Raw genomic sequence first — 12,504 nt, 5'->3', positions numbered from 1 at the left:
GGAAATACCATTTTCATTACCGGCGCAACCTCAGGCATCGGCCGCGGCCTCGCCGAGGCATTTCACAGCAGGGGCAACAAGGTCATTATCGGCGGCCGTCGAAAAGCCCTGCTCGATGAAGTGACGCGGGCCAATCCGGGCATGGATGCCGTCGAGATCGACGTAAGCGATCCGGCGCAAATCGCCAGCGTGACCGAGAGCCTGAAACAAAAGTATCCGGCGCTCAATGTTCTCATCAACAATGCGGGCATCATGCCGTTCGCCGATGTCACCGGGCCACTGGATGACGCGCAGGCAGTCAATCAGGTGAACACCAATCTGCTGGGACCCGTCCGGATTAGCGGTGCACTGATCGAACATCTGAAGAAGCAGCCGGAAGCCTTTATCATTAACAACAGTTCGGTTGTAGCGTACATTCCAATGTCGATGGCGGCACTGTATTCGGCAACCAAGGCTGCTATCCATTCATACTCGCTGTCTCAGCGTTTTGCGTTGCGTGAGACGAGCGTGCGGGTGCTGGAGATCGCACCGCCCTGGGTCGACACCGACCTGATATACAAGAGCGGCGATGCGCGCGCGATGCAACTGGAGCCCTTCATTGCGGAAACCATGGCGCTGCTCGAGACCGCCACTACGGAGGTGGTCGTTGAAGCGGGCCAGCAGTTGCGCAACAGCGCCGGGCCGAATGAGCATGAGGTTGTGAACTACCTCAACCAGATGATCATCGACAATCCTTTGCCGATGCCTTAACAGACCTAACGCAGGAGAAGCGATGTCTGAAGCAAAACCCCGCAGCGACGCGAACGACGCTCATCCTCTCGACGCGGTGATATGGAACGCGCTTGCCGGCAAGCAGAACCACCTGGCAGTCGGGGATGCTCGGGCGCGGCGGTATCCGTCGGATATCGGGCGTTTTGCTGCAGTGGCCGATCACAGCCCGGAGTCCTTTGAGGCATTACTTTCGCTGATCGACACGCAAGATTCGCTTGCCCTGATCACCGCGGATGAGGTTGCGTTGCCTTCGGGGTTCTCGGTCGTCAGGCGTGCTGCGTTGCTTCAGATGATCTGGCAACGCAAGCTCGATCAACAGAGCGAACTGCAGCATGTCAGCCTTACCGAGGCAGATGTTCCAGACATGCTCGCTCTGACCGCGGCCACGGAGCCCGGTCCGTTTGGCCCACGCACCATCGAACTCGGGCAATACATTGGTGTTCGCAGCCAGGGCAAGCTGGCCGCGATGGCCGGCGAACGCATGAGGGTTGAGGGGTTCACCGAGATCAGCGCCGTTTGCGTGGATCCGGCGTTTAGGGGCCGTGGTTATGCCGCTGATCTGATGAAGCTGCTGATTGCAGCAATCAGTGCGCGCGGCGAGACGCCGTTTCTGCATGTCTTCACATCGAACCAGTCTGCAATCGCGCTGTACCGCAAGCTGGGTTTTGTCGATCGGCATGAGATGCATCTGGCGTTGGTCGGCAAGGCGCGAGATTAGCCATTACAATCCCTCACTTCGATCCGACAATCGTGATTCGCCCCATGAAATACCTCTTTGCATCGACACTCACGCTGGTCATTGCGACCGCAAGCACCGCCGCGATAGCCCAAACATCCGGGAGCAGCGATACGCCTAAACAACATTGCGACTCGGGGTATGTCACCGGTGTGGGTGGAGCGGCACAGAGCTTCGCCGAATACCTCGCCCTCCCCGACAGAGACAAATATCGCTACCTCGCGGACCACGCGATCCAATGCAAGATCTCTGATGAGGGCCGTGCATTTGACTGTACCGGCGTCACCAACCTTAAACATGAACAAATGAGCGTGTACGACGACAGCGACGGCGCAACGATCACCGTGACCGCGCGCGTGGAACTCGATCAGGGCACCTACCCAGCGATTATCGTGGTGCAAAGAAAAGACGTTCAGTGCGGGCAGTAAATGCCCTCACTGAACCGAGACGGTCTTGCGGCTCGGCGCCGTCCTGTTGATATGGTTGTAGATCGCACCGATGGCCATCAGCACCGAGGTCCCGAGAAACACCGCGCGCATTCCGAAGTGCCCTCCAACGAACCCGCCTAACAAAGGGCCCAGGACCTGCCCTGTGTACTGGGCGGACGTCGAATAGCCCAGCATTCTCCCGGCAACCGTCTGCGGCACATTGTGTCTTATGACACTGGCCACGCACGGCAACAGACCGCCGAGCGCCGTTCCCATCAGAAATCTCAGCACCACGAGTTGCCACCCCGCGGTCACGAACGCCTGCGGAATCAGCAGAACTGCTGCGACCGCCAGACAGCCGACGATCACATTCCAATGTCCGATCCGATCGGCCAACCGTCCCAGGCGAGACGCGGACAGTATGCTTCCCAGGGCCGCGGCGGACATCACCAGTCCCGCCACAAAGGTCACCTGGCGCACCTCGACGATCTGTGCGACAAACACCGTGATAATGGGCTCGATCGACATGTTCGCCACCATCAGCAACGCACCGGTGACGAGCATCGCGACGACCGGGCGTCGATCCGGGATGGACTGCCAGTCGACCTGCTGCTTCTCGGTCTTCTTCGGCGCGAGTCGCGGGTCTTCCTTGAGAAGAAACGCCGTAGCGAGAAACGCGATAAAAATGAGTGCGCCAGCGGCGAGAAAGGTTGCGCGCACACCGATCAGCGGCGGCAACGAACCGCCAATCAACGGACCCGCAAGATTGCCGGCCATGATCCCCGACGACAAAATGCCAAGCGCCCAGCCGCATCGATGTTTCGGCGTCTGGGTGGCGACCAGAACGGTGGACCCTGAAGCGTAGCCGCCAAGGAGTCCTGCAAGCAGTCGCAACGCCACCAGTTGCCAGACGTTGTGCGCCATGCCGATCAGCGACATAGCAACCGCCATGCCCAGGCTGGCGCGAATCAGCATCAGCTTGCGGCCGTAACGATCGCCGAGCCTCCCCCACAACGGAGCGGTTAAAGCGGCGGACAGGAAGGTGGCGCCATATGCGACGCCGGACCATTGCACGATCGCCGCATGGCTCTTTACGCCCAGTTCTTCGACATACAGTGGCAGGAAGGGCAGCAGCAAGGTCATCGCCACGATGGTGGTGAACGAGCCGAAGACACAGACGATGAGGTTACGGCGCCAATGCACGGCGCCGTCCTGGGCGGGCGGCATTGAAGGCTGCGAGACGCTAGCGGGCGGGTTCGCCATGGTTCGATCCGGGGGAAACGTGGCCGTCATTCAACGGACCCTGTTGGCGTTCCGTTGAGTATTGCCGCTGCTTTGCCCCGCGAAACGGTTTCAGGGGCGACAGTTTGCGATCCTACGGCGTCCTCCGCCAGACATCCAGTCCAGTACGCATACTAGTACCGGAAATACCGGTGTCAGCGTTGCCGTCAGCTCACGTCAAGGACGTGGCGCCCTCGTTTGTTGCCGCTGCCGCTCGAAACCCTGGTCGCTTGAGGTCGGCTACTGAGAGGCGGATCGCATCGATCAAGGCACGCGCCGCTGGAGACGGCGTCCCCTCTGCCCGCACCGTCAAGCCGATATCGCGTTGCGTGTTATGTAACGGCACGTCCAGCACGACGAGTTGCCCCGACGCGCACTCGTAATGCAACTGCTGCGCCGAGAGCGCCGTCACCATGTCGGTATGCAGCAGTAGTCCGCGAATCACAGCCAGGTCCGCCGTTTCGACCGTGGGCATGGGCGGCTTCAGCTTCAACCGGCGAAACTGCGATTCGAACAGCCCGCGAGCCGGAGCATGGATGCGCGGCACAATCCACTGAACCTGGCGCAAGTCCGCCATGGTCAAGCCACGCACGTTAGCGAGCGGATGACCGCGGCGAGCCAGCACAACCATGTCTTCGGTCACCAGCCTCTCATTCTGCAGACCGCTGGCCGGCTCATTGTCTCGCAGCGCACCAAGAATGAAATCAATGTCGCCCGCCCGCAGGCCGGCCACCAGCGTTTCATAGGCACTCTCGTCCGTTATGACTCGCACACCCGGATGTTGCGCACTCAGACGGGCAATCGCATTGGGAAGAATCAGCGTGCGGCCGAGTGGCAGCGCGCCGACCGTCACCGCACCTTGAATGTTGCCGTGCAGCGCAGCAATGTCATCCGGTATGTGACGCAGTTCGTTCAACGCGCGTCCCACGTACAACAGGAAGGTCTCGCCCTCGGTGGTCAGCAGGATGCCGCGCGGGCCGCGATGGAACAGACGCAAACCCGAGCCGCTTTCGAGAACCCGGATAGCACTACTGACGGCTGGCTGGCTGATGCCGAACGCGCTCGCGGCAGTGGGCATGTGACGATGGCGCGCCAGCGCCCGGAAAATCTGCAAGCGTCGGGTGTTGAGCAGGTAGGCCGGCAGCGTGCCTTCGGCAGGCACACGCCGGCGAGCCTGTCTGAGCGCGCACCACAGCGCCAGCTCACCGATTTCGGCAAAGATCCGCTCACAACGCTTTAACACAGCGCGCCCTGTCGGCGTGGGTAGCATGCCGGACGGCTTGCGCTCGAAGAGCGGTTCCTCAAGCGCCGATTCCAGTTCCTGCACGGACCGGGTCACCGCCGACTGCGCGCGAAAGAGCTCGGCGGCAGCCCGTGTCGCGCTACCTGTGTCGGCAACCAGTTTGAACGCTCGCAGATGGGCCAGGTTGAGAAGTTCGTTGTTGCTCACGGTGATCGTCGGTTATCGGTCAGAGATTGAAGCGGGATGTCTGGAAAGCACCCGCAAAGAGAGCGACTCCCAAGCGGACACACCAAAGATTTCCTTCTGGATATTCAGGTGTTCCTTACCCACTCGCCACTGTTGTACTGCGTGCACAGACGAGATTGCGACTTCATTCTTTTCCCATCTGATTTATTTATGACCTGTGGATCTCATCGCTGTCTCCAAGCGTAACCGCCGAAGCTTCGGGATACCAACAGATCCTTACACAGAAAGGATTTCAGAAGCTTACGCCGCCCGGCCGCAAACGCAAAGCGATGCTGGATCGGCACTTTATACGGATCGCGAATGGTTAACCCCAACTTCGGCATGATCCCTGTTTTCTATATCTTCGTGTCCCAGCGGATCACGTTGCTATGACCACCCGGCCAGCGCAGCGTATTCGATTTTGCATGAGCCTGGTACACGGAGCTCGGCACGCGAAGTGGCGCGGACCATTCGCACCACGACGTTTTATACGGGGCTTTTTCGAGGAGAGTAGACATGAGCGGCAACTTCAGCATGAGCGGTAACGACGTCAACAAGGGTTCGGCTTCGAACTCGGACAAGCAGGATCTGAAAACCGTATTTCGTGCCGGCGCGATTGGCGGCCTGACCGGCGCGGTATGCATCTGGATTTATGAAGCCCTGATCTGGGTTGGGGTGCAACATCAGATGCCTCTCGCCGGCATTCCGCGCAACGCAACGGGTCTTGTGTTCGGTAAAGGCGTGCAAGAGGCACTCGGCGTTTGGGCCTACGTTCTGGGCACCGTGATTCACTTCAGCTTCGCGATCGGCTGGGGCGTCCTGTTTGCTCTCGTCTGGCCGTATTTCCGCCGCCGCGGGTACGAAGCGACTTTCATCGCGCTGTTCTACGCCATCATCGCGTGGATCGCGATGCACGTGGCCATCTCGATCGCTTCGGACAACCACCCGAATTACTACGACCCCGCCGTCATCATTGGTGGCTTCATGTCGCACTTCTGCTTCACGGTGCCGCTTGCTTTGACTGTGAAGCGACTGCTGGCATCGCACCCGGGTGTGTAGTTCGAAGAATCCAGTTTAGAGCGACAAAGGTAAGAGGAGCCAGGTTAAAAAATGAATCCACGTAAAATAGCAGTACTTATTATATCGGTGCTCGGGGTAATTTCTTCAGAACACGCGCAGGCACAATCATCGGTCACCTTGTACGGGGTACTCGACGAGTTTGTGGGCTACCAGTCCACCAAAACCGGCGGGAAGAACGAATCGTTGGTTGCTCTGGGTAACAACGGGGAACTCACCAGCCGTTGGGGCCTGCGCGGAAGCGAGGATCTTGGCGGAGGCTACCGCGCCGTATTCGACCTCGAGAACGGCTTCGATCCAGGCACGGGCTCCATGCAGAACGCCTATCGGTTCTTCGACAGGCAGGCATGGGTAGGTATTGCGTCGCCTTACGGTGACGTGAGGCTCGGCCGTCAAAACACACCGATGTTCGCATGGAGCGGCAATCTGGACGCGTTCAGTGCCGCAACCTACGGGTCCGGTTTTAACAACTTTTCCAACTGGCAGGCTCGCGTCGATAACGACATCGCGTATATCTCGCCGAAGTTCTACGGCACCCAGGTCGAGCTTCACTATTCGGTGGGCGGGGAAGCGGGTGACACGGCGGGCAATGCGGTCTATCAGGCCGCAGTGCAGTCAAACATTGGTCCGGTCTACCTTGCGTTGGCTTACCTGAATGCGGCCAACCCCACGAACAGCGTGCGTGTTCAGGAAACCATGGCGGGTGCCAACTACGACTATGGTTGGGGGAAGATCTATTTTGGCTTCTTCAGAGCCAATGACATCATCTCCGCGACGACCGGAAATGCGCTAGCCAATCCCGCCGGCAAATACAATCCGGCAACGGGCGTGGTCGGCAACGTGGCAGGCAATTACCACAATACCTACTCGTTCTCCGCCGATTACCACATCAGCCCGTTCTTCAGCGTAGGTGCCGGATACGCGTTCATCACGGATAGTTCGTCGCTGGACAACACGGCGCGCGAGTTCAGCGCCATCGTCAACTACGACCTCTCCAAGGCGACGCGACTGTACGCTGTGGTATCGAGGTTGAACAACTCCAATACGGCGGCGTACAAGATGACGGGCGCCAGCGTCACAACGGGATCGTTCCTGACGCCTGGCGCGGGTCAGAGCGAAACCGGTGCACAGATCGGCATTCGTCACCTGTTCTGACCATGCACTGCAGCCCGGATATCCGCGAGGATATTCCGGGCTGCTTGCCGATGGCTCAGTAGCTATATCAGGCCGGCTCCATCCCATGAGCCAGCTTGGCGGAGGCAGCCTCGGGCGAGGCCAGAAACGACAGCAGCGCCTGAGCTACTTCGCGCTGCTCGGACACCGCGCAGATAGCGGCCGAGAATACCGTGATGATCTGGATTCCAGCCGGCAGAGCGCCAATGACATCAATGCCCGGCACGTGCATCATCTCGCTCCATTGCTGAAACCCTAACTCGACCTGGCCTCGTGCGACAAGCGTGCCGACCGGCACGCCGGTCGGCGCCTGCACCATGCGCGGCGCGATAGTCTCCGCAATACCCCAGCGCTCAAACAGACGAACCAGTTTCTTGCCGCTGGGCCCCGTCGAATAACCAATGCTGCGTGCGGCGAGTATGGCGTCGCGAGTCGCCGCTTCAGTGCCGATATCCGGTCGCGGCGCGCCCGCAGCCACCGCTACCGCGACGCCCGAACGCGCCAGGTCGACCCGGCTGACCGGCACAACGCGGCCCGCTTCTGCCAGCCGCTCAATCACATCAGCCGCCAGCACAACAATGTCAAACGGTTCGGCATCCTGAACGAGTCGAGCCGCAACAACGCCACCTTTCGATTCGATCAGCACCCTGCGTCCCGAGCGCCGCTCGTAGGCTGCGCTCAATTCGGCCAGCACATCACGGGTGGCCATTGAAGAGACCCCCGTGATCGCCTGATTCATGGTTTCGATTTCGTGCATGACCGTGATTGCTGTCTTGTTCAGTCGATATATCGCAAACCGGCTTTCTGCAGCGGTTCGCGCATGCTGTACATGTCGAGACCCAGTACGCCGGAGGCAAGCTTGGCCCGTTTCTCGCCTTCGAAGGCTTCACGCGCAGCCGCTTTTTCCAGAACCTTGGCCGCCGAGGCAGCCGGCACCACGACGATACCGTCCTCATCGGCCACCACAGCATCGCCGGGATTCACCAGCGCACCGGCGCACACCACCGGTACGTTCACGGAACCCAACGTCGCCTTGACCGTCCCCTTGGCGGAGATCGCTTTGCTCCACACCGGAAACTTCATCTCGGCGAGCACGCTCACGTCGCGCACGCCCGCATCGATAATCAGTCCGACGGCGCCGCGAGCTTTGAAGCTGGTCGCCAGCAGATCGCCGAAATAGCCGTCGGTGCAGTCCGCCGTGACGCCGGCGACGACGATGTCGCCAGGCTGGATCTGTTCCGCTGCCACATGCAGCATCCAGTTGTCTCCAGGTTGCAGCAGGACCGTCACGGCCGCGCCGCCAACGCTTGCGCCGCGATAGATCGGTCGCATGTACGGTTTCATCAGGCCCGTGCGGCCCATCGCCTCGTGCACGGTTGCAGAGCCGAGCGCGCCCAGCCTGGCAGCCACGTCACGATCGGCTCGTTGAATGTTGCGATATACGACTCCCAGTTCATACATGACTGATCTTCCTTCCTTTAACGTTCTCGGGATTTCAATGCTGCATCGAGGCGCGGATAGACACGGCGCGCGTTACCCTCGTAGATCTTGTAGCGGTCGTCCGCATTCATCTGAGCGGCTTCGACATAACGCTTCGTGTCGTCGAAATACTGGCCCGTCTCCGGATCGATCCCACGTACTGCGCCGATCATCTCGCTCGCGAACAGGATGTTCTCCACCGGGATCACGCGCGTAAGCAGGTCGATGCCCGGCTGGTGGTAAACGCAGGTGTCGAAGAACACGTTGTTGAGCAGATGGTCCTTGAGCAACGGCTTCTTCAGTTCCTGCGCGAGTCCGCGAAAACGTCCCCAGTGATACGGCACAGCGCCGCCGCCGTGCGGAATCACAAAGCGCAGCGTGGGGAAATCGCGGAACAGGTCCGATGTGAGGCACTGCATGAAGGCGGTCGTGTCGGCGTTCAGGTAGTGCGCGCCGGTGGTGTGAAAACACGCGTTGCAACTCGTGCTCACGTGGATCATCGCGGGGATGTCGTACTCCACCATCTTCTCGTAGATCGGATACCACGCACGATCGGACAACGGCGGACTGGTCCAGTGACCACCGGACGGATCCGGATTCAGGTTGATCGCAACGTTGCCGTATTGCTCCATGCACTTGACGAGTTCGGGGATGCAGGTGGCGATGTCGACACCCGGGCTCTGCGGCAACATGGCCGCGGGAATGAAATGATCGGGAAACAGCTGGCTCACGCGATAGCACAACTCATTGCAGATCGCCGCCCACGTGCTGGAAACTTCGAAGTCGCCGATGTGATGCGCCATGAAGCTCGCGCGAGGACTGAAGATCGTCAGGTCGAGACCGCGCTCGCGCATCAGCCGCAACTGGTTGGTCTCGATCGATTCGCGCAGTTCGTCGTCGCTGATCTGTAACTCGGCGACCTTTGGCCGCTCTGCGGGGTTGTCGATGCCCGCAATCTGACGCTTGCGCCACATCTCCAGCGCCTTCGGAGCGGTGGTGTAATGGCCGTGAATATCAATGATCATCGTTGTTTCCAGATAACTAAAACAGGCTTCGGTGCGCCACGCTGGCTGACGTGCGCGCCGAATTGTTCAATGCGCCGCGGTCGGCTGCGGCGCTACTTCGCTGGCGTTGGTGCGCTGGGCCAACAGGATGGCGATGGCGGCCAGTGCAGCGGGCACCGCCAGCATCGCGAGAATGGCGCCGAACTGCCAGCCGAGCCCGAGCAACGCGCCGCCGATCGCGGAGCCGAAAATGCTGCCGAAGCGGCCCACGCCAAGCATCCAGCTCACACCGGTGGCACGCGCAACCGTCGGATACCGGCTCGGCGCAAAGGCATTCAAGCCCGTCTGCGCGCCGCTCATGCAGAAGCCGGCGAGGAACACCAGCAGCGTGAGCGACGACGACATGGCGCCGATCCAGCCCAGCGCGAGCACGCACAGACCGCCGCCCACGTAGGCGGCACTGATTACCGGCGCCGGCCGGACCTTGTCCATCACCCAACCGACCAGAATCGCGCCAATGGTGCCGCCGATCTGGAACATGGCGGTCACGTTGGCAGCCGTGCTGACCGTCAGTCCCGCGTCCTTCATCAGCGTAGGCAGCCAGCCGGTCAGCAGATAGATGACGAGCAGGCCCATGAAATACGTGATCCACAGCGCCATGGTCGTGACGCCGTAGCCATGCGCGAACAGCACACCGATCGGCTTGCGTGTGGGCAACGGCGGCTCGTTCGAGACGAAGACCTCGTCACCGGAAAAGCGTGTTCCCGTCACGCGACCCAGGATAGCGCCAATGCGCGCGGACGCGACGCCGCGCACTGCCAGCAGACGGGCCGACTCGGGCAGCAACCAGACCTGCAACGGAATCAGCGCCAGCGGTAGCACGCCACCGAAGATCAGCACAGCACGCCAGCCATGAGCGGGGATCAGCCAACCGGCAGCAAAGCCGATCATCGCCGAGCCCAGGTTGAAACCGGTGAACATGATCGTGATCAGCAGAGCGCGTTTGCGCTGCGGTGCGTACTCGGACAGCAAGGTCGTCGTGTTCGGCATCGCGGCACCGAGGCCAATACCGGTCAGCAGTCGCAGCAACGCCATGGTCGCGGGCGACTGGGTAAAAGCCGTCGCGATCGTGAAAATGCCAAACAGGAAAATCGACGTAATCAATACCCCCTTGCGGCCGATACGATCCGAGGCGGGGCCGGCCGTTAGCGCGCCAATCACGAGACCAATCGGTGCCGCGCTCATCACCAGACCGAATGCGGGTCGTGAAATGCCCCAGTCGTGAATGATCGAGGGCGCGATAAACCCCATGATGGCCACATCCATGCCGTCAGCCGTGACCACGAGAAAACACAGCGCCACCAGTAACCACTGGTACGCCGAGATCGCGCGGTCATCAATAAAGGCCTTGATATCAATTGTTTTACCACTTGCCATCTGTTTTCTCCGTCTCCTTGCCTGCGCTTCGCACGTGACCGCCATGGTCCGCCTGCGGCGTGCAGTGGTTATTTAGTGTCGCGTGGGGTCGTCATGCGAAAGACGCCCCACGAACGGTCCGCTTACTCGCCCTTCTTTTTCCCCGTACTATCCCAATCCAGCTTTCCTGCGGTTTTTCCTGCCACCGAATACAAAGCGTCCGGCGCATTGCGGGTGCGTTGAAACTCTTCCAGCGTTTCCCCTCGCATGGCGGCGTAGATGTGGAGGTTCGACACCCCCGTCACGGCGCCGAGCTTTTCGAGCATGAAGAAGATGACGCCGTAGTGCAGCAGCCCGCGCCAGTCACGGCGGCGGATCAGGTCCCGCTCTTCCTCGCTCAGGCTGGCCGCCTCGAAGCTCGCTTCGGGATCGCGCAGGAACGCTTCGCGCTGGGCAGGCTCGACCATGCGATGCAGGTATTCGTTGATGCGGTAGGCACGTACCGCCGTTTCGATGCTGAACGGGTACGTCCCCTCGAGTTTTTCGATGCCGGCGAGCTGAACCGCCATGCGCTGACGATGGCGTTCCACGACCACTGGACTCGTTTCGCCATCCTCAGCTTCGTAGATTGCCGTGGCGATGCCTGCCATCGAAGGCAGATAGTAGCTGCGGTGCTTGCAGGTGACATTGGCCGACAGCGCGCCGCGCATGGTGAGCCACATGACCACTTCCGCGCCCTCGAAGCCGCCTAGTTCGGCGTATTCGGCAAGCGTCATTTCCGCCAGTTGCTCCGGATCGTGCTCGAACAGGTCGAGGAAGCGCTGGTCCCATTCCGTGTTGTTGAATCCAGCGCGCTCGCCGTGCACCTGGTGCGACAGGCCACCGGTGGCGAGGATCGCGACCTTGAGATCCTCAGGATAACTCTCGATTGCGCGCCTCAGCGCTTGCCCGAGCTTGTAGAAGCGCCGCGCACTGGGCACCGGCAATTGCAGCACACCCATCTGCAGCGGCACCAGTTTCACCGGCCACTCAGGCTTGTGCGGGCACAGCATGGACAAGGGTGAGAAACAGCCGTGATCGAGCGCCTTGTTCTGAAAGAACGACATGTCGAACTCGTCGGTCACGAGCGAATTGCCAATGTGCGCGGCCAACCCGGGATGCCCTTTGATCGAGGGCAGATCGCGTGCACCGCCCCCTTCGTCCGCCACCTGCCATTCCGAGCCGACGCCTAGCGCGAAGGCCGAATAGTGATCGAAGAAAAACGACGTGACGTGATCGTTGTAAATGGTCAGGATCACGTCGGGTTTCTTTTCCGCCAGCCACGCGGCCAGCGGCGCGAAGTTTTCGAAGATCGGCGCCCAGACGGGATCGTCGCGTTTGTTCTTGTCAAACGCAAAGCCGATCGTAGGTGTGTGCGAGGCAGCCATGCCGCCAATAATCCGTGCCATGCCAGTACTTCTCCAGAGAGTCGCGCCCGCCCGCTCGTTTCTGCGTAATGGCTGTGTAATCCCCGCACTTTGCGGACGCATAGGACGGCCGCCGGAACGGCGCCGCCTGTCAGGACGAAAGGTAGCCTTGGGAGGGGAACATCAAAAGGGGGGGTTAACCACATACATTGACGAAAACGTGCGGAGATCCGGCGTTTCGGAGTGTGCCTCACAGGCCGGAGCG

The 12,504-nt window shown here is 60.6% G+C and carries 12 protein-coding genes; 5 read left to right on the top strand and 7 right to left on the bottom strand.

The features are described from left to right. The 3 genes from M0954_RS14525 to M0954_RS14515 all read left to right on the top strand — a co-directional run. A partial coding sequence (locus tag M0954_RS14525) for an SDR family oxidoreductase (RefSeq protein ID WP_297353936.1) occupies nt 1-750 on the top strand: 750 nt, incomplete at its 5' end. Nucleotides 751-772: 22 nt separating this feature from the next. Beyond that, the gene (locus tag M0954_RS14520; RefSeq protein WP_297353934.1) at nt 773-1,489 is read left to right on the top strand and encodes a GNAT family N-acetyltransferase; all 717 of its coding nucleotides are present in this window, start codon (nt 773-775) and stop codon (nt 1,487-1,489) included. Between the two features lie 44 nt (nt 1,490-1,533). Then, the gene (locus M0954_RS14515) at nt 1,534-1,935 is read left to right on the top strand and encodes a hypothetical protein (protein ID WP_297353932.1); all 402 of its coding nucleotides are present in this window, start codon (nt 1,534-1,536) and stop codon (nt 1,933-1,935) included. A 6-nt stretch (nt 1,936-1,941) separates the two neighbouring features. Here M0954_RS14515 and M0954_RS14510 read toward each other — a convergent pair whose 3' ends face one another. Both M0954_RS14510 and M0954_RS14505 read right to left on the bottom strand, forming a co-directional pair. Continuing rightward, a complete protein-coding gene (locus M0954_RS14510) occupies nt 1,942-3,162 on the bottom strand; it encodes an MFS transporter (RefSeq protein ID WP_297353938.1) in 1,221 nt (406 codons plus the stop codon). 226 nt (nt 3,163-3,388) lie between these two features. Then, complete coding sequence (locus M0954_RS14505; protein ID WP_297353930.1) at nt 3,389-4,666, bottom strand: LysR family transcriptional regulator; 1,278 nt, start codon at nt 4,664-4,666, stop codon at nt 3,389-3,391. A gap of 534 nt (nt 4,667-5,200) precedes the next feature. Between M0954_RS14505 and M0954_RS14500 the strand changes: the two genes are divergently transcribed. Next, nucleotides 5,201-5,743, top strand: a complete 543-nt coding sequence (locus tag M0954_RS14500) for a hypothetical protein (RefSeq protein WP_297353928.1) — start codon at nt 5,201-5,203, stop codon at nt 5,741-5,743. A gap of 51 nt (nt 5,744-5,794) precedes the next feature. Further along, nucleotides 5,795-6,916 (top strand): porin, encoded by a 1,122-nt coding sequence (locus tag M0954_RS14495; protein WP_297353926.1) that lies wholly within the window; start codon nt 5,795-5,797, stop codon nt 6,914-6,916. 67 nt (nt 6,917-6,983) lie between these two features. Here M0954_RS14495 and M0954_RS14490 read toward each other — a convergent pair whose 3' ends face one another. From M0954_RS14490 to M0954_RS14470, 5 genes are all read right to left on the bottom strand, one after another. Continuing rightward, nucleotides 6,984-7,691, bottom strand: a complete 708-nt coding sequence (locus M0954_RS14490; RefSeq protein ID WP_297353924.1) for a substrate-binding domain-containing protein — start codon at nt 7,689-7,691, stop codon at nt 6,984-6,986. Nucleotides 7,692-7,711: 20 nt separating this feature from the next. Further along, entirely contained in the window at nt 7,712-8,395 is a 684-nt protein-coding gene (ligK, locus tag M0954_RS14485; RefSeq protein ID WP_297353922.1) for a 4-carboxy-4-hydroxy-2-oxoadipate aldolase/oxaloacetate decarboxylase, read from the bottom strand. Between the two features lie 17 nt (nt 8,396-8,412). Further along, on the bottom strand, nt 8,413-9,438 hold the full coding sequence (locus tag M0954_RS14480) for an amidohydrolase family protein (RefSeq protein ID WP_297353920.1): 1,026 nt from the start codon (nt 9,436-9,438) through the stop codon (nt 8,413-8,415). Between the two features lie 66 nt (nt 9,439-9,504). Next, nucleotides 9,505-10,854 carry an aromatic acid/H+ symport family MFS transporter gene (locus tag M0954_RS14475; RefSeq protein WP_122152180.1) on the bottom strand — a complete coding sequence of 450 codons (1,350 nt, stop codon included), beginning with the start codon at nt 10,852-10,854 and terminating at the stop codon, nt 9,505-9,507. Nucleotides 10,855-10,976: 122 nt separating this feature from the next. Continuing rightward, complete coding sequence (locus M0954_RS14470) at nt 10,977-12,281, bottom strand: gallate dioxygenase (protein ID WP_297353917.1); 1,305 nt, start codon at nt 12,279-12,281, stop codon at nt 10,977-10,979. Between the last annotated feature and the right edge of the window lie 223 nt (nt 12,282-12,504).

Source organism: Paraburkholderia sp. (assembly GCF_026225065.1).
Lineage (GTDB): Bacteria > Pseudomonadota > Gammaproteobacteria > Burkholderiales > Burkholderiaceae > Paraburkholderia.
This window is presented reverse-complemented; position numbering and strand designations above follow the sequence as displayed.

Excerpts from the sequence above, each read along its gene's own strand:
- M0954_RS14470 (WP_297353917.1), bottom strand. The coding sequence starts at position 12,281 with ATGGCACGGATTATTGGCGGCATGGCTGCCTCGCACACACCTACGATC.
- M0954_RS14480 (WP_297353920.1), bottom strand. The coding sequence starts at position 9,438 with ATGATCATTGATATTCACGGCCATTACACCACCGCTCCGAAGGCGCTG.
- ligK (WP_297353922.1), bottom strand. The coding sequence starts at position 8,395 with ATGTATGAACTGGGAGTCGTATATCGCAACATTCAACGAGCCGATCGT.
- M0954_RS14520 (WP_297353934.1), top strand. The coding sequence starts at position 773 with ATGTCTGAAGCAAAACCCCGCAGCGACGCGAACGACGCTCATCCTCTC.
- M0954_RS14490 (WP_297353924.1), bottom strand. The coding sequence starts at position 7,691 with ATGCACGAAATCGAAACCATGAATCAGGCGATCACGGGGGTCTCTTCA.
- M0954_RS14515 (WP_297353932.1), top strand. The coding sequence starts at position 1,534 with ATGAAATACCTCTTTGCATCGACACTCACGCTGGTCATTGCGACCGCA.
- M0954_RS14475 (WP_122152180.1), bottom strand. The coding sequence starts at position 10,854 with ATGGCAAGTGGTAAAACAATTGATATCAAGGCCTTTATTGATGACCGC.
- M0954_RS14510 (WP_297353938.1), bottom strand. The coding sequence starts at position 3,162 with ATGCCGCCCGCCCAGGACGGCGCCGTGCATTGGCGCCGTAACCTCATC.
- M0954_RS14500 (WP_297353928.1), top strand. The coding sequence starts at position 5,201 with ATGAGCGGCAACTTCAGCATGAGCGGTAACGACGTCAACAAGGGTTCG.
- M0954_RS14495 (WP_297353926.1), top strand. The coding sequence starts at position 5,795 with ATGAATCCACGTAAAATAGCAGTACTTATTATATCGGTGCTCGGGGTA.